This window comes from Staphylospora marina, from assembly GCF_003856495.1.
In the GTDB taxonomy this organism is placed as follows: domain Bacteria; phylum Bacillota; class Bacilli; order Thermoactinomycetales; family Thermoactinomycetaceae; genus Staphylospora; species Staphylospora marina.
Genome location: NZ_CP034118.1, coordinates 1,626,802 through 1,649,194 on the forward strand (window position 1 = coordinate 1,626,802; position 22,393 = coordinate 1,649,194).

The 22,393-nt window shown below is 58.5% G+C and carries 15 protein-coding genes; 6 read left to right on the forward strand and 9 right to left on the reverse strand.

Annotated elements, in window-relative coordinates; translation table 11 throughout:
* Nucleotides 1-161 precede the first annotated feature (161 nt).
* Nucleotides 162-1,796 carry a putative polysaccharide biosynthesis protein gene (locus EG886_RS08145; protein WP_124727673.1) on the forward strand — a complete coding sequence of 545 codons (1,635 nt, stop codon included), beginning with the start codon at nucleotides 162-164 and terminating at the stop codon, nucleotides 1,794-1,796.
* Nucleotides 1,797-1,979: 183 nt separating this feature from the next.
* Here EG886_RS08145 and EG886_RS08150 read toward each other — a convergent pair whose 3' ends face one another.
* Complete coding sequence (locus tag EG886_RS08150; protein WP_124727674.1) at nucleotides 1,980-3,389, reverse strand: branched-chain amino acid transporter BcaP; 1,410 nt, start codon at nucleotides 3,387-3,389, stop codon at nucleotides 1,980-1,982.
* 495 nt (nucleotides 3,390-3,884) lie between these two features.
* Nucleotides 3,885-4,958, reverse strand: coding sequence for a M42 family metallopeptidase (locus EG886_RS08155; RefSeq protein ID WP_124727675.1), 1,074 nt, complete (start codon nucleotides 4,956-4,958; stop codon nucleotides 3,885-3,887).
* A 253-nt stretch (nucleotides 4,959-5,211) separates the two neighbouring features.
* Between EG886_RS08155 and EG886_RS08160 the strand changes: the two genes are divergently transcribed.
* On the forward strand, nucleotides 5,212-6,894 hold the full coding sequence (locus EG886_RS08160; protein ID WP_124727676.1) for a phospho-sugar mutase: 1,683 nt from the start codon (nucleotides 5,212-5,214) through the stop codon (nucleotides 6,892-6,894).
* Between the two features lie 149 nt (nucleotides 6,895-7,043).
* On the opposite strand, the gene EG886_RS08165 is transcribed toward EG886_RS08160, so the two are convergent.
* A complete protein-coding gene (locus EG886_RS08165) occupies nucleotides 7,044-8,402 on the reverse strand; it encodes a glucose-6-phosphate isomerase (RefSeq protein ID WP_124727677.1) in 1,359 nt (452 codons plus the stop codon).
* A 346-nt stretch (nucleotides 8,403-8,748) separates the two neighbouring features.
* Here EG886_RS08165 and EG886_RS08170 point away from each other — a divergent pair, with 346 nt between their 5' ends.
* Nucleotides 8,749-9,465 carry a DUF3153 domain-containing protein gene (locus EG886_RS08170; RefSeq protein WP_164491733.1) on the forward strand — a complete coding sequence of 239 codons (717 nt, stop codon included), beginning with the start codon at nucleotides 8,749-8,751 and terminating at the stop codon, nucleotides 9,463-9,465.
* Nucleotides 9,466-9,715: 250 nt separating this feature from the next.
* Here the strand turns inward: EG886_RS08170 and dapF are convergent, their stop codons facing one another.
* Nucleotides 9,716-10,561, reverse strand: a complete 846-nt coding sequence (dapF, locus tag EG886_RS08175) for a diaminopimelate epimerase (RefSeq protein ID WP_124727679.1) — start codon at nucleotides 10,559-10,561, stop codon at nucleotides 9,716-9,718.
* Nucleotides 10,562-10,583: 22 nt separating this feature from the next.
* Complete coding sequence (locus EG886_RS08180; RefSeq protein ID WP_124727680.1) at nucleotides 10,584-13,334, reverse strand: calcium-translocating P-type ATPase, SERCA-type; 2,751 nt, start codon at nucleotides 13,332-13,334, stop codon at nucleotides 10,584-10,586.
* Nucleotides 13,335-13,536: 202 nt separating this feature from the next.
* Here EG886_RS08180 and EG886_RS08185 point away from each other — a divergent pair, with 202 nt between their 5' ends.
* From EG886_RS08185 to EG886_RS08195, 3 genes are all read left to right on the forward strand, one after another.
* Entirely contained in the window at nucleotides 13,537-15,258 is a 1,722-nt protein-coding gene (locus EG886_RS08185; protein ID WP_124727681.1) for an Rqc2 family fibronectin-binding protein, read from the forward strand.
* A gap of 137 nt (nucleotides 15,259-15,395) precedes the next feature.
* Nucleotides 15,396-15,893: a DinB family protein gene (locus tag EG886_RS08190; protein WP_124727682.1), complete on the forward strand. Its 498-nt coding sequence runs from the start codon at nucleotides 15,396-15,398 to the stop codon at nucleotides 15,891-15,893.
* A 124-nt stretch (nucleotides 15,894-16,017) separates the two neighbouring features.
* Nucleotides 16,018-16,542: a GNAT family N-acetyltransferase gene (locus EG886_RS08195; RefSeq protein ID WP_124727683.1), complete on the forward strand. Its 525-nt coding sequence runs from the start codon at nucleotides 16,018-16,020 to the stop codon at nucleotides 16,540-16,542.
* 145 nt (nucleotides 16,543-16,687) lie between these two features.
* On the opposite strand, the gene pyrE is transcribed toward EG886_RS08195, so the two are convergent.
* From pyrE to EG886_RS08215, 4 genes are all read right to left on the reverse strand, one after another.
* On the reverse strand, nucleotides 16,688-17,263 hold the full coding sequence (pyrE, locus tag EG886_RS08200) for an orotate phosphoribosyltransferase (RefSeq protein WP_124727684.1): 576 nt from the start codon (nucleotides 17,261-17,263) through the stop codon (nucleotides 16,688-16,690).
* Nucleotides 17,260-17,997: an orotidine-5'-phosphate decarboxylase gene (gene pyrF / locus EG886_RS08205; RefSeq protein ID WP_124727685.1), complete on the reverse strand. Its 738-nt coding sequence runs from the start codon at nucleotides 17,995-17,997 to the stop codon at nucleotides 17,260-17,262. The genes pyrE and pyrF overlap by 4 nt, the downstream gene beginning before the upstream one ends.
* A gap of 91 nt (nucleotides 17,998-18,088) precedes the next feature.
* Nucleotides 18,089-21,322, reverse strand: a complete 3,234-nt coding sequence (gene carB, locus EG886_RS08210) for a carbamoyl-phosphate synthase large subunit (protein ID WP_124727686.1) — start codon at nucleotides 21,320-21,322, stop codon at nucleotides 18,089-18,091.
* On the reverse strand, nucleotides 21,315-22,391 hold the full coding sequence (locus EG886_RS08215; RefSeq protein WP_124728724.1) for a carbamoyl phosphate synthase small subunit: 1,077 nt from the start codon (nucleotides 22,389-22,391) through the stop codon (nucleotides 21,315-21,317). Before EG886_RS08215 ends, carB begins: the two co-directional genes overlap by 8 nt.
* Nucleotides 22,392-22,393: the final 2 nt, after the last annotated feature.

Genomic DNA, 22,393 nt, shown 5'->3' on the forward strand with positions numbered 1-22,393 from the left:
AATCCGGTCCTTTCCCTCTCTTCGAATTTCTGTCGTGTGATTTTTCCGGCGTTCCTGATAAAATAGTAAAACGGATTTCGAGAAGGAAATTTCTTTTCCCCGACCGGCGGAAAAGAAATGGTGCTCCCTTCTCTACAAATCTAGCAGAAGGAAGTTGATGAATGGCAAACAAACTGGTCAAGGGTACGCTCATCCTGAGTGTGGCCACCCTGTTCACCAAAGTGATCGGGAGCCTCTTCTGGATGCCCTTTCAAAACATCGCCGGAGATGAGACAGTCGGATTGTATCGGATTTCTTTTCCATTTTACACCATCCTGCTGATGGTCGCTTCCGCCGGCATTCCCATCACCGTCTCCAAATTCGTGGCGGAACGGATGGCGGGCGGGGACTGGTTCGGAGCCAGACGGGTGCTGAAAGCGGCGTCGCTCATCCTGTCGCTCAGCGGTCTGGCCGCATTTTGCCTGCTCTTTTTCGGAGCCGAGTTCATCAGCCGACATCTCCTGGAAAACCCCCCGACCAAATCTTCGCTGCAGGTGTTGGCATTCGCCATCCTGATCGTGCCGCTGATGGCCGTATACCGGGGGTATTTCCAAGGCCACCAGCAAATGATGCCCACCGGAATCTCCCAGGTCGTGGAACAAATCATCCGCGTCGGAGCGGTGATCGGCCTGACCTGGTGGATGGTGAGTGAAGGCTTCTCCAAGGAGTGGGTCGCCGCCGGGGCCACATCCGGCGCGTTTTTGGGAGCCCTCGGAGGCCTGGCGGTGGTCCTTTGGTACAATCGCCGGGATTTGACCGCCCATCGCCCCCGCCATGCGGAAGGCGGCAACTCCTCCGCGGAGCCGCTGTTGCCGCTGGCCGGCAAGATTCTTCGTTTTGCCATTCCGATTTCTCTCGCTTCCCTGGTGCTGCCGCTGATCGGGTTGGTGGACTCGTTCACCGTGCCGCGCCTACTGATGGAAATCGGCTACGACGAAAGCGCCACCAACACCCTGTTCGGCATCTACAGCCGGGGAGAACCGTTTGTCAACGTGATTTCCACGTTCTCCTCCGCGCTCACGTTGGCGCTGATCCCGGCCATTTCCGCCCATGTGGCCAAACAGGAATGGAAAGCGGTCGAACACAAGGTCGGACAGTCCTGGCTGATGACCCTGGTGGTCAGCCTCCCCTGCGTGATGATGCTGGTCATCCTCGCCCGTCCGTTGAACATCATGATGTACCGGGATGACGAAGGCACCACCACGTTGATGGTCCTGGCCTTTTCCGCGATTTTCAGCACGCTGGCCGTGACCAGCTCAGGGATTTTGCAGGGACTCGGATACAACAAAATTCCCGTTCGCCATCTCCTGATCGGAGCGGCCGTCAAGTCCGCGGGAAACTTCGTCTTCATTCCGAAGATGGGCATCACCGGATCCGCATTGGCCATGGTGATGGCCTACGTGGTGGTCTGCGCGCTCAACATGTGGATGGTCCTCGCCAAGACGGGCATTCGCTTAAAGTGGGGACGGCAGATCGGCAAACCGTTGCTCTCCACCCTGATCATGTCGGTCATCTTGCTGGCCGCCTGGAAATTTTCCGGCGGCTGGATCGGGCAGTCCGATTCCCCGCGTCTGGCCAGCACCGTTCTCAGTGCCGGGCTGGGGCTGTTCGCTTGCGTGATCTATTTTCTCACCCTGATCCTCACCCGCACGCTGGGTGAAGCGGAACTTCGGCTGCTTCCGATGGGAACCCGGCTCATCCGGCTGCTGCAACGGATGAAGCTCATCCGCAATCAGGAAGCCGATCTCCGGATGTAACCATCACATCCCGAGCCATTCGAGAAATCCTCATCTTTTTCCTTCCATTTGACGGGCCTGGTGCCGCCTCCGGCATCAGCCCTTCCTCCGATCTCATGCTGCTTCCCTTTTTTCGGACGAACCCGTCCTTCCGGACAAAAAAATCCCCGACCGAAACCGGTCAGGGACAGAATCACTCAGGCATCAGGATTGTTGCTGTTGATTCAGTTTGGAATGCTTGCGGGAATAGGTGAAGTACACCACGACCCCGATGGCGAGCCAGATCAAAAACGCCATCCAGGTGAACGCATACAGTTGGAGCATCAGGTACAGGCAGAAGGCCACGGAAAGCAGCGGCACGACCGGCACGAACGGCACCTTGAACGGACGCGGGAGATCGGGCCGCGTTTTGCGCAGCACCAGCACGCCCACGGAAACCAGGGAGAAGGCGAACAACGTGCCGATGTTCACCAGCTGGGCCAAATTGTCCAGCGGAATCAGACCGCCAACCAGTCCGGCGATCAGACCGCAAGCCCAAGTGCTGCCGTACGGCGTTTTGTATTTCTCGTGAACCGTGCTGAACGATTTCGGAAGCAGACCGTCACGCGACATGGCGAAGAAAATCCGGGTTTGACCGTACAGCATCACCAGGAGAACCGTGGTCATCCCCAGAATGGCCCCCAGGTCGACCATTCCGGCAAACCAGTCTTGTCCCGCATATTTCAGCGCCAAAGACACCGGGTGGGACATGTCTTTCTTGAAGTCCATGAACGGAACGATTCCGGTCATGATCAAGGTGACGACCACATACAGAACGGTACAGATTCCCAGCGACCACAAAATTCCTTTCGGCAGATCCTTTTGCGGATTGCGGGTTTCTTCCGCGGCGGCGGCCACGGCGTCAAAGCCGACATAGGCGAAGAACACCAATGCGGCGGCGGTGGTGATGCCTTCCCAACCGAACGGAGCGAACGGCTGCCAGTTATCCGGTTTGACGTAGCCCACGCCGACCGCGATGAACAGCAGAACCACAAGGACCTTGATGGCCACCATGATGTTGTTGACCCGCTTGGACTCGGTGATCCCGCGAACCAGCAGGAACGTCACCAGGAAAACAATCAGGAAAGCCGGCAGGTTGAAGAAAGTGATAACCCCGTCTTTCGCGCCCGGTGCGGCGGTCAACACTTCCGGCAGATAAATCTCAAAGCCGGCCAGCAGGGACTGGAAGTAGCCGGACCAACCGACCGACACGGCACTGACGGCGAACATGTACTCCAGGACCAGATCCCAGCCGATGATCCAAGCCAAAAACTCTCCCAGCGTGGCATAGGTGTAAGTATAAACGGAACCCGAAGCCGGAACCATCGCGGCAAATTCGGCATAGCACAGCGCGGCGAGCGCGCAGGCGATTCCCGCCAGAACAAAAGACAAAACCAGTGCAGGACCGGCAGTGAGGGTTCCCGTACCGGTCAAGACGAAGATCCCGGTTCCGATGATGGCCCCAAGGCCCAGCATGGTCAAATCCCATGCACCCAAATCGCGTTTCAGATTTGTCTTGCCGCCTTCCGTCTGGCGCACGATTGCGGCAATATCTTTCGTGCGAAACAGACTCACTCGACATTCCCCTCCCAGCACCGATCATGAATCGAAGGTTATTTTTCCAACAAGAGAATAATTTTTATTCAGAAAGCAATGACCGGTGAATTTGTGCCCCAATTAAAAAAATTAAAATCAAAACAAAAATGCTGAAATTGGTGAAACAGACAGAAAAATGGAACGGATCAAAACAAATGAAAAAATCCCCGATCCAGCGGATGAATGCGCTTTCTCTTTGATGTTTTTCCTCCCCTCCATCAAATCGGCTGTTTTTTCTTTCTTTTCACGGTATTGAAAACCGTGTGTCATCAGCCGCTCTTGAACTTATGAAATTTATTGACCATTTAATGAAAAGCACGTTTACTATATTAATTTAATCAACAGAAGGATGCAAGTCTGTTTTTGAATGGGAAAAATTGCACAAAAAAGTCCGCGGATGAACCGCGGACTGTCAAACGCCGTGCATGCCCCCGTTTTCGATTTTCCGGTGAGTCGGGAAAAGCCCTCAATCCGTCAGGCAAGCAATTCTTCCAGCTTGCGGCGATCCAGCCTGCGAACCAGTTCTTTCAGCAGCCGGACGGTCTGTTCAAAATCCTTTCTGCACATGATGCCGTTATGGCTGTGGATGTAACGGGTGGGGCAGCCGATGCCGATGGTGGGACATCCGATTCCTTGCAGGTGGAATCTTCCCCCGTCGGTGCCACCGCCCATCATCACTTCAAACTGCACCGGAATGTCCAGGTCTTTCGCCGTTTCCAGCAAGAAGTCGCGCAGTCCCTGATGTGCGATCAGGAAGTGATCCATCAGGAAGAGGACCGGACCTTTCCCCAAATCCGCCTGGAGGGGATGATTCTCATGACCGGGCGTGTCGTACGCCAGGGCCACGTCGACGGCGATGGCCACGTCCGGCTCCACCAGATTGGCCAAGGTTTCCGCTCCGCGCAACCCCACTTCCTCCTGGACCGTGGCACCCGCGAACACAATGTTCGGATGGTCCGTATCCTGAAGTGCGTGCAGCAATTCGACGGCCAACGCACAGCCGGCCCGGTTGTCCAGGGCTTTGCCTCCCCACAGTTCCCCGTTTTTCATGGTGAAGAACGGCGATTCGGGGATGATGGGGTCTCCCGGACGGATGCCCATTTCTTCCACCTCTTCACGGCTTGAGGCCCCGACGTCGATGAACATGTCCTTCAATTCGACCAAGCGTCTGCGCTCTTCGAGCGGCATGACGTGCGGCGCCTTGGAGCCGATGAGCCCGAGATACTCCCCTTTGCGCGAGCGAACGCGAACACGATGGGACAGCACGTTGTGCGGCAACCAGGATCCCACCATTTGAAAACGGAGGAACCCCTTCTCCGTGATGCCCGTCACCATGAAGCCGATTTCATCCAAATGTCCCGCGATCAGCACTTTCGGGCCGTTCGGATCTCCGGTTTTCCTTCCCACCACGCTTCCGAGCCGGTCACGGAGAAGCTCTTCCGAAAGCGGGGACAGATACGCTTCCATTTTTTTGCGCACTTCCCCTTCGAATCCCGAAATGCCACCCGCTTCCGTCAACTCTTTCATCAACCGTTCCAGCCGATCCATGGTTTCATCCTCTCCTCTGACGCCTTGAAATGCGGTCTTGTTAATGAACCGATGCAAAAAAAAATACGGACAGCCGGTCTTTTTCATTATGACATAATCTTCAAACCGACGACAATGAGCATTCCCCCCGGATTTCACCGCAGATGGCGCTTCAAAAAAGGATCATCCGTACGAAACGGCGACGATGGTCGTTGTTTCCCGCCGGATGCAGGCATTATGATGAAGATGTGATCACTCATCGGGAGGAAATACCATGAATGAAACATATTTGCATTGGTTGAATCACCCCCGGCTGGATCCCGGCACGCGAAAAGAATTGGAATCGCTGCGCGACGCCGCCGAGATCGAAGACCGGTTTTCACGCCACCTGTCGTTCGGGACGGCGGGAATGCGCGGCATCATCGGTGCAGGCACGAACCGCATGAACCGCTACACGGTCCGCCGGGCGACGGCCGGATTTGCCCGCCACCTGCTCAAACAGTTCGCCGATGTTCACGAACGGGGAGTGGTGGTCGCCCACGATTCGCGGAAATATTCCGCCGAATTCGCCTCCGAGGCCGCAGGGGTCTTTGCCGCGCACGGCATTCCCGTGTACCTGTTTCCGGAACTTCGGCCCACGCCGGTGTTGTCGTTCGCCGTCCGCCATCTGGGAGCACGGGGGGGAGTGATGATCACCGCCAGCCACAACCCGCCGGAATACAATGGATACAAGGTGTACGGACCCGACGGGGCACAATCGGGCCCCGAAACGGCCGGTCAGATTCAACGGGAAATCGCCGCGGTCAAGGATGAAATCGAATTGGATGTTCTTTCGCTCGCCGAAGGGACAAAGCAAGGACTGATCCTCCGCCCCGGCCCGGAAGTGGACGAAGCCTACATGGAGCATGTGAAATCCCTTTCCCTTCGCCCCGACGTCATCCGTCAAGCGGCCGATGATCTGCGCATCGTCTATACGCCGCTGCACGGAACCGGACTGCGACCGGTCACCGGGATTCTCTCCGAACTGGGCATCCGTCACATACATATCGTCGATAAACAGGCCACCCCGGATCCGGCATTCCCCCACGCTCCTTCCCCCAATCCGGAAGAACCGGAAGCGCTCCGGATGGCGCTTGTGCTTGCCGCGGAGAAGGATGCGGATCTGGTCATCGCCACCGATCCCGATGCGGACCGGTTGGGCGTCGCCGTGCGTCACGGCGGAGAATATGTGCCGCTGACGGGAAACCAGATCGGGGCGCTGCTGCTCCACTACATGCTGGAGAGGAGACGGGAGCTGGGGATCCTGCCGGAAAACGGCTTGATCCTGAAGACCATCGTCACTTCCGAACTGGGACGCAAAGTGGCGGATACGTACGGCGTGGCCACCGTGGATCTTCTCACCGGCTTCAAATTCATCGCCGAAAAAATCGAGGAAGCCGGGAGATCGGGCACTCATACGTTTCTGATGGGGTATGAAGAGAGTTACGGTTATCTGTTCGGGGATTTTGTCCGGGACAAGGATGCCGTGCAGGCGGCGATGTTGGCGGCCGAGATGACCGCATGGCACAAGCTTCGCGGTGAAACCCTTGTGGATGTGCTGGACCGGCTGTTCGCCGAACACGGGGTGCATCAGGAAACGCTGGTTTCCTACACGCTCCCGGGCGCGGACGGTCTCAGGAAAATGGAAGCGTGGATGGATGCCCTTCGCCGGACGCCGTTTTCGGAAATCGGCGGAATCCCGGTTCTTTCCGTGGAAGATTACGCTCACGGATTCGCCGGACTGCCTCCTTCCAACGTGCTGAAATTCAAATTGGCGGACGAAAGTTGGGTGGCGGTCCGTCCTTCGGGCACCGAACCGAAAATCAAGTTCTACTTCGGCGCGGTGGGATCCACCCGTGAAGAAACGGCCTCAAAGCTGGAACGAATGAAGCGGACGATGCTGAAACCGGTTGAGTGAGTCCACCGGAAAACAGAAAAGGACGGGAAGAATCCCGTCCGTGACGTTGACAAGATGGTGACGTTGTTGCCGGCGGATGCTTCGCCGGTTCGGTGTGTCATGGTTGAGGACCGGAAAAACCGGTCCTCTTGCCGTTTCACGCGGACGGATCAGCTCCGTCCCAGTCGCCGCAACAGTTCCTCCCGACGTTGTTCGAAACCGGGTTTGCCCAGCAGGGCGAACATGTTTTGCTTGTATGCTTCCACTCCCGGCTGGTCAAACGGATTGACGCCCAGGAGATAGCCGCTGATGCCGCACGCTTTCTCAAAGAAATACACCAGGTGACCGAACGCGTACGGATTCATTTCCTTCAGTTTGACGACCAGGTTGGGCACGCCTCCGTCCGCATGGGCCAGCATGGTACCTTCAAACGCCCGGGCATTGATGAAGTCGAGCTCCTTGCCAGCCAAATATCCGAGTCCGTCCAGGTCATCGGCGGTTTCCGGCAGTACGACGGCGGTGCGGGATCTTTCCACGAACAAAACGGTTTCAAACAGGTTCCGAAGCCCTTCCTGTACATATTGCCCCATGGAATGCAGGTCGGTGGTGAAATGGACGGAACCCGGGAAAATGCCCTTGCCGTCTTTTCCTTCGCTCTCTCCGAACAACTGTTTCCACCATTCCGCAAAAAAGACGTGAGCCGGCTGATACGTGACGAAGAGCTCCGTCGTTTTCCCTTTGCGGTACAGGGAATTGCGGACGGCCGCATACCGGTAGCTGTCGTTTTCCGAAAGATCCGGCGTCCGGTAGCGCTCCATGGCGTCGGCCGCCCCCGCCATCATCGCGTCGATGTCAATGCCGGCGACGGCGATCGGCAACAGCCCCACCGCGGTCAGCACCGAATAACGTCCCCCCACGTCATCGGGGATGACAAACGTTTCGTATCCTTCTTCATCGGCCAGTTTGCGCAGTGCACCTTTTTTCCGGTCGGTGGTGGCATAGATCCGCCGGGCCGCTTCTTCCTTGCCCACGCGTTTTTCCAGATGTTCCCGGAAAATCCGGAAAGCCACGGCCGGCTCGGTCGTTGTTCCCGATTTGGAGATCACGTTGATGCTGAACCGCTTGCCCTCCAACACGTCCAGCAGGTGGGCCACATAATCGCTGCTGATGTGATGCCCCACGAAATGGATTTCCGGGCCGCCCCGCTTGTCCCGCGGCAGCTGGTTATAAAATGTATGCGACAACATCTCCACGGCCGCCCGGGCCCCCAGATAGGACCCGCCGATGCCGATCACCACCAGGGCGTCGGAATCCTGACGGATCCGCTCAGCCGCGGCCTTGATGCGCGCAAATTCCTCCCGGTCATACTCGGCGGGCCAGTTGACCCATCCGAGAAAATCGGATCCCGCTCCGGTACCGGTGTGCAACAGGTCATGGGCCGTTTTGACGGCCGGAGCCAGATGTTCCAGTTCATGCTCCGCCAAAAATCCGGCGGCCGCCGAATGGTCAAAGCGAATGATCGGTTCCATGGTCCCCTCCCGTGAGCTCTGCAAGAATGATTTTCAAAAGTCCCCACCCATTGTAACGCAATCGCCTTCCGGGTTTCAAAACATGGAACCGGTTACATTCGAAATTCGGAAAACATCCGCCGTTTGGAATCGGTCGGATGAATCCGCCAACGCCTCATGCGCCTCTGCATCTCCCGTTTTGTTCCCGATCATCCTGTCCGACCGTTCATCACCCGCCGGATTCGGAAGGAGGCCGATCGATTTCAAGCGTCGGCAGGCATGGAGGTGCAGATGCTCGAATGTGTGCATGAAACAAGATCACAGCCTTGTATCGCACCTGGATTCATGCCAAGGAGGAAATCGGTTCATGACCTCCGTCTCCCTGAGTCGCAGGATGATTCTCTGTTTTCTCTTACTGTTGGCGGCGGGCTGCGTGAACGCCCACGCCCGACTGACCCTGCATGTGGACGGGTCCGGCACGTATGAATACAAAGTGGTGTCCAACGAGCTCATCCTCTCCCGGTTGGAACCGGTCAAAAACCGTCTGCGGGAAAGCGGATACCGGATCATCCCGGTCACCGAAAAAGACCTGCAAGGTTGGATCGCGGTGAAGGAGGTGGAAAACATCGTCAAAGAACCGCCCGGAACGGAATTCCGCGAGTGGGTTCACGAAGCCGTGCAACCTGCCGGGATGGACGGCGTATCCGTTTTCTCCGGTCCGGATGACCGTCCGCTCAGCGTCCGCCACGATCTTCTGTTCACCACCGTCACCCTGGACAAGGATGTGGACCTCACCCGATGGAAACGAAGCGATCTGTTCGGCCTGGAGCAGCTCCTGTATGACCGGATGAACCTGAAGTTCATCCTCAGCCTTCCCGTGAAACCCGATGATCACAACGCCACCTCCGCAAGCGATGACGGCCGGACGCTCACCTGGAACATCCGCCCCGGGGAACACAACCGCATTTGGATCCGGAAGACCTTTCCCAATCCGTTCACCTGGGGAGGAGTCTTGATCCTCGCCATTACCGCCGGCACGTTTTTCCTGATCAGGGCCGTCCGCAAGCGAAGAAACAACGAGTGATCCCGCCGTGTCTCCGACCGGCCGGGAGAATGACCTCTTGGCCGGGGACGAACCGCCGAAACAGGCGGAACCGCTTGTGCCATACGCGCATGAAAAACAGGGACTGTTTCCTGCGTGCTCTTTTGTTCGGACACGCGGAAACAGTCCCGCAAATGACGATCGGCCTTCATGCCGCCCAGCCCCCGGCATTCGTTGCGGTCTCAGCTCCCCACGCGACATCCCGATCGGGTCGGGGATGCCATGCGCGATCTCACAAACCCGGTCCCGGCCATTCCCCTTCAAACACGAATTCGGCCGGTCCCGTCATGTAGACGTGACCATCCCGTTCATTCCATTCGATCCACAGGTCCCCGCCTTTCAGATGCACCAACGCCCGGCGGCGGGACCGCCCCGTCAACACGCCCGCCACCACCACCGCACAGGCACCGGAACCGCAGGCCATGGTCTGACCGACTCCACGCTCCCACACGCGCATGGTCACCTCTTCGGGAGAGTGGAACGTGACAAATTCCACGTTGGTCCGGGCAGGAAACCACTCATGCGTTTCCAGAAGCGGTCCCCAGGTGTCCACCGGAAACGAAACAGCATCTTCCACTTCGATGACCATGTGAGGATTGCCCATGGAAACGGCGGTAAAGAAAAACGTGCGGTCACCGACCGCGATTTCCCGTTCCACCGCCCGGGCACCTTCCATTCGGACGGGAATCCGCGCCGGCTCCAGAACCGGTTCCCCCATGTCGACCCGGATCCGCCGGACCCGGCCGTCTTTCGTTTCCGTCCATACGGTCTGGGGTCCCACCCTGGTTTCCACCGTCAAGCATTCCTTCAAGCCGACGATCCGCTCCGCGGCATACCGTGCCACGCAGCGAACGGCGTTTCCGCACTGTTCCGCTTCCGAACCGTCACTGTTGAAAATGCGCATGGCCACGTCCGCCGTCTGCGAAGGGGCGATCACCACGAGGCCGTCCGCCCCGATCCCCGTGTGACGGTCGCACAACCGGACGGCCCATTTCCCGGCTTCCCGGGGATCGGGCGTTCTTTCCGTCCGTACCACGACGAAATCATTTCCCAGACCGTGCATCTTGGTGAATTTCATGTTGATCCCTCTTTTTTCTGTGTCAGCCCCCGTGTGCGGCGGTTTTGCGCATCCGGAGCCGCCCCGGCACCAGCTGATCCAGAAGCCCGGCTGCAAGAACCGGCAACGAAGAAGTCACCGCGACCAGAATCCATTCCCTGACTCCCAGCGGCACCGTCCGGAAGACGGGCTGAAGCGGTTGCCAATAGATGACGGTGAGCAGCATCAGCGCCGAAGACAGGACGGCCAACACCAGCGCTTTGTTGTCAAACGGCGTGCGGCCGAATATGGTGGTGCGGGACCGGCAGTCAAACACGTAAATCAGCTGGGCAAACACCAGGGTGGCAAACGTGACGGTCTGAGCCCGGGCCAGATCGGCGGGGGATTCGGCCCAGGAGATCCAGAACGCCGCCAAGGAACAAACACCGATCAACAGGCCGCGCGTGACGATCTTCCAACCGACTCCCCGTGCAAAAATCCCTTCGCGGCTGTCCCGCGGCGGCCGGTTCATGTTGGTCCCCTCCGCGGGATCCACGCCGAGTGCCATCGCAGGCAATCCGTCCGTCACCAGGTTGACCCACAAAATCTGGATCGGCACCAACGGAAGCGGCAGACCGGCCAGCATGGCCAGAAACATGATCAGGATTTCTCCCACGTTGCTTGCCAGCAGATAGGCGATGAATTTGCGGATATTCTCGTAGATGTTCCGTCCTTCCTCGATGGCCGCCACGATGGTGGCGAAATTGTCGTCCGCCAGCACCAGGGAAGAAGCTTCACGGGAAACATCCGTGCCGCTTTTGCCCATGGCGATGCCGATGTCGGCGGCCTTGATCGCCGGCGCGTCGTTCACGCCGTCTCCCGTCATCGCCACCACATGCCCCTGACTTTGCAAGGCCTTCACGATGCGAAGCTTGTGCTCCGGCGACACGCGGGCATACACGTCGATATCATTCACTTTTCGCAGGAAATCTTCATCACTCATATTGTAGAGATCGGCTCCGGTGACTGTCAAACCGCCCGGTCGCTTGATGCCGAGCTCCACGGCGATCGCCTCGGCCGTCGCCTGATGGTCACCGGTGATCATCACCGTCCGGATCCCCGCCTGCCGGCACCGTTTGATCGATTCTTTCACTTCTTCCCGCGGCGGATCCATCATGCCGGCAAGCCCCGCGAAGATCATCCCGCGCTCCAGCTGCCATTCCTTTCCGTTTTCCGCGGAGCGGTCGAGCTCCCTCCAGGCAAAGGCCAGATTCCGGAGGGCCCGTCCCGCCAGTTCCTCGTTCACTTTGAGCACCACGGCCCGGAGCGCATCCGTCAGCGGCAGAATCTTGCCTTGGTACAGCATGTGCGTGCAACGGTCCAGGAGCACGTCGGGAGCTCCCTTGCTGTACAAAATCTTTCTCCCGTCTTTTCGTTCCACGATGACCGACATCATTTTGCGTTCATGGTCGAACGGAAACTCGCGGATCCGCCGCCACTCGGATTGCATCCGGTCCTGATGCAGCCCCGCCTTGGCGGCTGCCACGACCAGTGCTCCTTCGGTCGGGTCCCCGTCGACCGTCCATTCCGTTTTTTTCCTTCGGAACATGCCTCCCTTGTCCGTCTCCTTCACCAGCCGGGCATTGACGCACAAAGCGGAGATTTCCAGTACACGACGAAGCGGCTGGTGGTCGAGCGGGCGAATCTCTCTTCCGTCGGCCCGGAATGCTCCTTCCGGCTCATGGCCGGTACCGGTCACTTCCACCATGCGCCCGTCCGTCCAGATCCGTGTCACCGTCATCTTGTTTTGCGTGAGCGTTCCCGTTTTGTCCGAGCAGATCACCGTGGCACAGCCCAGCGTTTCCACCGAAGGAAGCTTGCGCACGATCGCCTTTCTCCGGATCATCCGCTGCACTCCGAGAGCAAGCGCCACGGTCACGATGGCAGGCAGACCTTCGGGAATGGCGGCGACGGCCAGGGATACGCCGGCAAGGAACATTTTGTACGCATCATGGCCGTGCAAAATGCCGGTGACCACCACCAGTGCGGTCAGAAGAAGCGCGACGACGATCAACACTTTCCCCAACTGTTCCAGCCTTCGTTTCAGGGGCGTTTCCACTTCTTCCGCCGTATCGATCAGGTGGGCGATTCTCCCCATTTCCGTGTTCATCCCGGTGGCGATCACGACTCCGATCCCGTTGCCGCGGACTGCCAACGTTCCCATGTACCCCATGTTTTTCCTATCACCGAGCGGAAGATCGCCGGAGGGCAACCGGGTCGCCGTCTTGGCCACCGGAACCGATTCGCCGGTGAGCGCCGATTCTTCGACATACAGCGTCTCCGTCTTCAAAAACCGGAGATCGGCAGGAATCCGGTCACCGCCGGTCACCGCCACGATGTCGCCGGGAACCAGTTGATCCGCGTCCACCCGTTGCCAGGTTCCGTTCCTGAGCACCCTCGCCCGGGGAGCGGACAGTTTTTTCAGGGCATGAAGCGAACGCTCCGCCTTCACTTCCTGGATGAATCCGAGCACTGCATTGAGCAAAACGATGGCGATGATGGCGATTGCGTCCGTGTATTCCCCGAGCAACCCGGAAATCAACGTGGCCGCCATCAGAACCAACACCATGAAATCCTTGAACTGATCGATGAACAATCCGATCCAGGATTTCTTCTTTCCTTCGCTGAGGCTGTTGGTTCCGACCTTCTTCCGTCTCTCCGCCGCCTCCTGTTCGTCCAGTCCTTTGCCGGGGTCCACCCGGAAATGGGATGCCACTTTTTCGGCGTCCCAATCCGTGAATCGTGCCCGCGTCATTGTGCTTCCTCCTTCTTGTCCATCTCTCCACTTCCAATCTATTCAGGACGGGCTCCAAACATGTCCGGGACGCTCCCGGCCAAACAGCCGTGTGCGGGCACGGAAGTTTGGTGTACAATGAAACATGACCTCGGCGGGCGTCCATCAGCGCCCATCCCGCCGAACCAGAAGCGGAAATCAGACAGAGAAGGATGAAAACGCCATGTCATTTGACGGATTTGTCACCCGCGCCGTGGCACATGAACTGGAGAATGTTCTCACCGGAGGAAAAGTGGTCAAGGTGTACCAACCGAGCGACACCGAATTGCTCCTGCACGTCAGAAACCGCGGACGGCTGCACAAACTCCTCCTGTCCGCCCATCCGGCCTATGCACGCGTCCATTTGACGGAAAACCCGACGGACAATCCTTCCGAACCGCCGATGTTCTGCATGCTGCTGCGCAAACATTTGGAAGGAGGCCGGGTTGAACGAATCGCCCAGGACGGAATGGAACGGGTTCTTCATATCGACATCCGCTCCCGGGATGAACTGGGCTTTGAGACCACCCGGCGGCTGGTGGCGGAGATCATGGGCCGGCACAGCAACCTGATCCTGATCGACCCGGATTCGGGGAATGTGCTGGACGCCATCCGGCGCGTGGGCTTCGGAGTGTCCAGACACCGGCAAGTGTACCCGGGAACCGGCTACACTCCCCCGCCCCCCCAAAACAAAAAAAATCCGCTCGAGATCGGACGGGACGGATTCATCGCCTCATTGGACTACAACGCGGGCCGGCTGGACAAACAGATGGTGGAACGCTTTTCGGGACTGAGCCCCCTCTTGGCGAAAGAAATTTTGCACCGGGCGCCTCTCGGCGACCGCGAGGCTCTTTGGCGGACATTTTCCGGATTCATGGCGGCCGCACGGGAACACCGGTATGAGCCCGCCTTGTTCGACACGGACGGGAAACAGGGGTATTCCGTATGGCCGATGACCCACACCGGCGGGGAAATCCGGCGGTTCGAATCGATCAGCGAATGTCTCGACCGTTTTTACTTCGGCAAGGCGGAGCGGGACCGGATCCGCCAGCAAACCCAGGATCTCGTCCGCAGTCTGAAAAGCGAAATCGAGAAAAACGTCAAAAAGATTCACATCTTGAAACGGGAGCTGGAGGAAGCGGACAAAGCGGAGGAATACCGTGTGCACGGTGAATTGCTCACCTCCCATCTGCATCTCGTCAAACGCGGAGACACGGAAGCGCGCGTGATCAACTATTACGATCCGGAAGGACGGGAACTGGTCATCCCGCTGGATCCGATGTTGTCTCCCTCCGAAAACGCCCAGCGCTTCTTCAAGAAATACAACAAACTGAAAGCGGCCGTGAAATGGAACGAGGAGCAGATCCGCAAAGCGGAAGAGGATAATGCCTGGCTCGAATCGGTGCTGGTTCAGCTGGAAAACGCCTCGATCCGGGACCTGGAAGAAATCCGGGAGGAGTTGGAGGAAGAAGGATGGCTCAAGTCTCAGCCGCGCAAGCAGAACCGGCGCAAGAAAGACCATCCCGAACCGCTCTCCGTCCGTTCGTCGGACGGCATCACGATTCAGATCGGCCGGAACAACAAACAAAATGACCGGTTGACTCACCGATTGGCATCCCCCACCGACACCTGGCTGCACACCAAGGAAATCCCCGGCTCTCACGTGGTGATCCGCGCCCGTGAATTTCCGGAGCGCACCCTGCTGGAAGCGGCGATGCTTGCCGCGTGGTTCAGCAAAGCCCGGGATTCGGCCCAGGTTCCCGTCGACCACACCTTGGTGAAGCATGTGAAAAAGCCCTCCGGCTCCAGACCCGGGTTCGTCATTTACGAAAAACAACGTACGCTGTTCGTCACTCCCGATCCGGACATGGTGCGGGAATTGCTCAAGCGTCAACCCAAAGGCTGACCCGAAGTGAAGGGCCTGTGGAGGAAGCAGGTCCTTCATTTTTTTTGCAAATAAATCAATGTTCATTTTCAAATTTCTAGCAGGAATTCCGGTTTCTTTGCAGAAATGAACGGAAACACATTCGAGGAGGAACCTTCATGCCTCTGTCTTCCCTCACCGGGATTCGCCAACAACTTTTGCAAACAATCCGTTCCCTTTCACATAAAGATTTGAACCGAAGACCGTCCGATGCGGAATGGTCGGTGGCCCAAATCGCGGAACACCTGCATCTGGTGGAACGGGCGGTGGCCTCGCAAATTCGCCACGGGTTGTTTGAAATCAGCGAGACCCCCTTCGTCGAACGACCCATCGAGACCGTTCTCGACCGAAGCGTGCGCGTAAAGGTGCCCAATCCGGCGCTTGAGCCGAAAAACGAACCGATTTCTTCGGATGAACTGACCGAAAAACTGACCCGGTCCCGCGAACAGTTGCTGGAGGCGATCAAGGGCTTCACTCCCGAAGACCTGAGACGCAGGGCTTTCAGCCATCCCTTGTTCGGCATGCTCAGTCTTCAGCAGTGGATCACGTTCCTGGAATACCATGAGCGGCGCCATTTGGAACAGATCTCCGAGACCATGAAAAAACTGGGGATCTGACCGCTTGCGGACAAAAACCCCGTCACACTTTGCAGTCGGGAGTTATTCCGGCCCGCCGTTTTCCGGCGGAAACGAAAGCCGGATTTGCTCCCGTCTTCTTTGCACAAGAGGAGGACTTCCTTTCATGATCAGACAGTTTGAAACCGAACGCCTCAGAGCCAGGGAGATTCGCGAAGACGAGTTGAACGCTTTTCTGGAGGTGATCCGCACCAACCGTTTTTTTCTCCGGGTCTCGGAAGGGCGACCGGATTATTCCCTTGCGCGGCTCAAACACGATTGGCAGGAAGCAAACACCAACCCGGATGAATGCATGCTGGGTTTGTTCGACAAATCGGAAGTCCCCTGCGGGATCTTGACGTACCTTCGTCGCAACCCGCGTGACGGCTTTCCCTGGATCGGTTTTCTCATTTTCCGCAAGGACTTGCACCGCCAAGGGCTGGGGCGGGAAGTCATGGAACACTTCCTGACTCTGGCGTCGGAACGGATGGGATGGACCGCCGTCCGTCTCGGGGTGTTGCTCGGAAATCACCCGGCACAGGCGGCTTGGGAACGGCTGGGATTTCGCAAAGTCATGAAGAAGGAAGTATACGGCTTGCCGCAAGACCATGCGGGGGAGCGGATCGCGTGGGTGATGGAGAAGGAGCTTTGACGTGGAAACCGCCCATATCCGAACAGCCTCCGGGGACAACAGGCACAGCCGTTGACTTGGAGGTTGTCGGTCAATCCGTGATGCTTCCTTGAAAAAAATCCCCGGAACGTCTCCGTTCCGGGGTGCAAACCAGCAGTCCATCGATTCACTTCTTGCTTGTCCGGCTGCCCGGTTTTTCGGCGGGAATTCCCTGTTTGCAGAGCGGGCATTCCTCCGGAGTCCAGGACTCGATCTCCACGCTCATCAGCGCTTCGTAGCGGACGGGGAACGGGTTGTTGCCGCCCGTCCGGTCGATGATCGAACCGACGGCGAGAATCTCCGCCCCCGTTTCCTCGAGCAGCGCAATCACTTCCTTGACGGACCCGCCGGTGGTGACCACGTCTTCCACCACCAACACTTTCTGTCCGGGCTTGACGGAAAAACCGCGGCGCAGCGTCATGACCCCTTCCCTGCGTTCGGCGAACAGGCAGGGAACACCGAGGGCGCGCGCGGTTTCATGGGCGATGATGACACCTCCCAGCGCCGGACCGACGACAATGTCGACGGACAAGTCGCGGAAACGGTCGGCAAGCGCGCGGCCGGTTTCTTCCGCATCCGACGGATGCATCAACAGCAGAGCGCATTGCATGTAACGATTGCTGTGCCGGCCGGAAGACAGCAGGAAGTGACCTTCCTTCAACACGCCGGTGCGGTTGATCGCCTCTTGCAATGTCCAGGTCATGCGTGTCCACTCCTTGTGTCCGTGTGTGAGATTTCCCGAAGAATGGCCTCATAGGCGGCCGCGGGATCCGCCGCTCCCGTGACCGGCCTGCCGACCACCAGAAAGTCGGCGCCTTCTTTGATGGCCAAAGACGGGGTCATGATCCGTTTCTGGTCTCCGGCGTCCGTTCCGGCGGGACGGATGCCCGGCGTGACGGCCAGAAATCCGGAACCGGTCACTTCCTTGATCCGGCGAACCTCATGCCCGGAGCAAACCACGCCGTCCACGCCGGAGCGTTGGGCCAGCCGCGCCAGTCGGAGAACATGTTCCCCGACCGTCCCCGGTATGCCGAGCTCGTCATTCAACATCTCCCGGTCGGTGCTGGTCAGCTGTGTAACGGCGAGAAGCCGGGTGCGATGCGTGCCCGAAGCCGTTTTCTCCGCCGCTTCCCGGGCTGCCTCCATCATGGCGCTTCCTCCGGAGGCATGAAGGGTCAGCAGATCCACCCCGAGTCTTCCCAGTGATTCCACGCCTTTTTTCACCGTATTGGGAATGTCATGCAGCTTCAAATCGAGGAACACCGGAAAGCCGGCTTCCTTTTTGCGAGCCACCCATGCGGGACCGACGGCGTAAAACAGTTGGTACCCCACCTTGATGAACGGTTTCCTGGGCAGCAATTTCGCGAGCAGGTGTTCCGCCGCTTCGGCATCCGGCAGATCCAGGGCCACGATGACGCGGCGATCGGGTGCGTTCATGCAAACCTTCCTTTCAACCGGTTCATGTCTGAGAGAACAGGGATCCGCTTTCCTTCGGGACCACGGAGTCCCCCGTTCCGATTGAGCGGGATCAGGCGGTGACCACCCGTTCTTTGGAACGTTTCGGCGGCACGAGAGGCTGACCGATGGGCTCGGCCCCCATATAGATGGATTCCAGCGTGTCGATCAGCGCGGAGACGGTATCCAGGGAGGTGAAACATGCCACGCCGTGCTCCACCGCTTCCCGGCGGATGCGGAAGCCGTCTCTCTCCGGCGTTTTGCCGCGGGTCCAGGTGTTGATCACCAAGTCGGCCTTGCCCTGGCGGATGAGATCGAGGATGTTGGGCGAACCCTCTTTCAGCTTCTTCACTCGCTCCACGGGCAATCCGGACGCTTCCAGAATATCGGCGGTGCCGCTGGTGGACACGATTCGGTAACCGAGGCGATGCAGACGATGAATGAGCGGAACGGCTTCTTCTTTGTCTTTGTCCCCCAGTGTGGCCACCACCGTCCCGAATCGCGGCATGGAAATGCCGGCGGCCAGCAGACCTTTGTAGACGGCGCGGGCATAATCCCGGTCGCGTCCCATCACTTCACCGGTCGATTTCATTTCCGGTCCCAGCGTAATGTCGACGCGGCGCAATTTGGCGAAGGAGAAGACCGGTACCTTGACGGCCACTTCTTCCGGCTCGGGCCAAAGTCCTCCGGAGTAACCCTGCTCCGCCAGTGACTGTCCGAGCATGATCCGGGTGGCCACCTGGGCCATCGGAATGCCGGTCACTTTGCTGAGGAACGGGACGGTTCGGGATGCCCGCGGATTCACTTCCAGCACGTAGATGTCGCCTTTGAACAGGACGAACTGGATGTTGATGAGCCCCCGATTGTCCAAAGCGCGGGAAATGTCCGTGGTAATCTCGATGATGCGCCGTTTTTGTTCCTCGGTGATCGACTGTGCCGGATAGACGGCGATGGAGTCCCCGGAGTGAACCCCGGCCCGCTCAATGTGTTCCATGATTCCCGGGATCAGGACATCGGTTCCGTCACTGATGGCATCCACTTCCAGTTCTTTGCCCAGGAGATAGCGATCGATCAGAACCGGGTGCTCCGGATTGATTTTCACCGCTTCTTTCATGTAGGCGCGCAGTTCATCTTCGCTGTGGACGATTTCCATCGCCCGTCCGCCGAGCACATAGGAAGGCCGAACCAGCACCGGATAGCCGAGCCGCTTCGCCGTTTCCGCCGCCTCTTCCGTCGAGGTGACGGCCGAACCGGGCGGCTGGGCGATTCCGGCTTCTTTCAACAGTTTTTCAAACTTCTTCCGGTCTTCGGCACGATCAATCGCCTCAAGGGACGTACCGATGATGGGGATTCCCTCTTCTTTCAGGTCGCGTGCCAGGTTGAGGGCGGTCTGTCCGCCGAACTGGACGATGACTCCCACCGGATTTTCTTTCTCAATGATGTTCAGCACATCTTCCTTGAATAGCGGCTCAAAATACAGGCGATCCGACGTGTTGAAGTCGGTGGAGACCGTCTCCGGGTTGTTGTTGACGATCACCGCTTCGTAACCTGCGTCGCGCAGCGCCCAGATCGCGTGAACGGTGGCGTAGTCGAATTCCACGCCCTGCCCGATGCGGATCGGCCCGGACCCCAACACGATGATGCTTTTCTTGTCTTTGCCCGGATTCACTTCGTCTTCCGTTTCGTACGTCGAGTAATAATACGGCGTTTCCGCTTCAAACTCGGCGGCACAGGTATCGACGATTTTGTACACCGGGAGAATGCCGCGTTCCTTGCGCAATCGGCGCACTTCGCGATCCGTCAGGCCGCGCAGCCGACCGATGGTCCTGTCGGTGAATCCCATCCGTTTCGCGTCCAGCAAAAGTTCGCCGCTCAGTTCGGAAGCTTCGGCGATGCTGTGCTCCATCCGGATGATCCGGCTCAGTTTGTACAGGAAGAACCGGTCGATGCGGGTCAGTTGATGCGCTTCCTCCAGGCTGTGTCCCCGGCGGAACCACTCCGCAAGCAGGAAGAGGCGCTCATCGTCCGCCTTGACCAGCCGGCGACGCATTTCCTCTTCCGACAGCTCCGCCGCCTCCGGCCACATGAGGGAATCGCGCCCGATCTCCAGCGAGCGGACCGCTTTGAGCAAGGATTCCTCCAGCGTGCGGCCGATGGCCATCACTTCCCCGGTCGCTTTCATCTGGGTTCCCAGGCTCCGGTTGGCCGATGCGAACTTGTCAAACGGCCAGCGCGGAATCTTGGTCACCACATAATCCAGCGCCGGTTCAAAGCAGGCGTACGTTTGTCCGGTGACCGGATTTTTCAGCTCGTCCAACCGGTAGCCGACGGCGATTTTGGCGGCAATCCGTGCGATCGGGTAACCGGTCGCCTTGGATGCGAGTGCCGATGAGCGGCTCACCCGCGGATTCACTTCGATCACGTAGTACCGGAAGCTGTGCGGGTCCAGCGCAAACTGGACGTTGCAGCCTCCGCGGATGTCCAACTCGCGGATGATTTTCAGCGCCGAGGTGCGCAGCATGTGGTATTCCCGGTCGGAAAGCGTCTGGCTGGGAGCGAACACGATGCTGTCTCCGGTGTGGATGCCGACCGGATCGAAGTTTTCCATGTTGCAGACGACGATGCAATTGTCCGCGGCGTCACGCATCACTTCGTACTCGATCTCTTTGTAACCGGCGATGCTCTGCTCGATGAGGCACTGATTGATCGGACTGGAGTGGAGGCCGTTGTCCACGATCTCCCGCAATTCTTCCTCGTGGGTGGCGATGCCGCCTCCGGTTCCGCCGAGCGTGTAGGCCGGTCGGACGATCACCGGGTAGCCGATCTTGCCGGCAAACTCCACCGCTTCTTCGACGGTATGCACGATGGTGCTTTCCGGAACCGGTTCTCCGATTCTCTTCATCAGGCTGCGAAACAGGTCCCTGTCTTCCGCGCATTGAATGGCCCTGAGATCCGTTCCCAACAGCTTGACGCCTTCCCGCTCCAGCACGCCTTGTTCGGCCAGTTCCACCGCCAGATTGAGCCCCGTCTGACCTCCCAGGGTGGGCAGCAGCCCGTCGGGCCGTTCCTTGCGGATCACTTGCGTCACGAATTCGGCCGTCAGCGGTTCGATGTACACCCGGTCGGCCATGTTGGTGTCGGTCATGATCGTGGCCGGATTGCTGTTGATGAGCACCACTTCCAGTCCCTCTTCCTTGAGAGCCTGGCAAGCCTGGGTTCCGGCGTAATCAAATTCGGCCGCTTGTCCGATGATGATCGGGCCGGAACCGATGACGAGAATTTTTTTCAGCGAAGGATCCTTAGGCATGCTGCGTCTCCCCTTTCCGCGCGAAGGACTCCATCAGCTCATGGAAGCGGTCAAAGAGATAGCCGGAGTCAAGCGGTCCCGGTGCCGATTCGGGATGATACTGGACGGAAAACGCCGGCAGCTTTTTGTGCACGAGCCCTTCCACCGTCCCGTCGTTCAGGGCGACGTGACTGATCTCCAGATCCGTCCCCCGGATGGAATCGGCATCGACGGCGTACCCGTGATTTTGCGAAGTGATCACGGTTCTGCCGGTGGCCAGCTCTTTCACCGGATGGTTGCCGCCGCGGTGACCGAACTTCAGTTTCACCGTATTGGCGCCACAAGCGAGAGCCATCAGTTGATGCCCCAGACAGATGCCGAAAATCGGCACGTTGCCGAGCAACTTGCGGATGGTGAGAATCGCTTCGGGAACGTCTTTCGGGTCTCCCGGACCGTTGGAGAGCATGACCCCGTCCGGCTTGAAGCGGAGAATTTCCTCGGCGGAGGTGTTGTACGGCACGGTGATCACTTCACATTGACGCTCCACCAATTCCCGCTGAATGTTGTGTTTTGCGCCGAAATCCATCAAGACCACGCGTTTTCCGTAGCTGGGGGCGATATGAATGCTCTTCGTGCTGACCCGCGCCACCTGGTCCCGCATCAGCGGCAACCGCAAACGCTCGCGCAGTTCTTCTTCCGACTCATCCCCCGTGGTGAGGACCCCCTTCATCGTTCCGTGCACGCGAAGGCGGCGGGTGAGCGCCCGGGTGTCGATGCCGGCGATTCCCGGGATGCCGTACTCTTTCAGAAAGTCCCCGATGGTCTGTTCATTTCTCCAGTTGCTGGCAAATTCCGCGTATTCCCGCACGATCAACCCCTGCGCCCACGGGCGAAGCGACTCGTTGTCGTCACGGGCCACGCCGTAGTTGCCGATCAGCGGATAGGTCATGCAAACGATTTGTCCGCAGTAGGACGGATCCGTCAAAATTTCCTGATAACCGGTCATGCCGGTGTTGAACACCACTTCCCCCATGGTGATCCCTTCCGCACCGAACGACACGCCGGTGAACAGGGTTCCGTCTTCAAGCATCA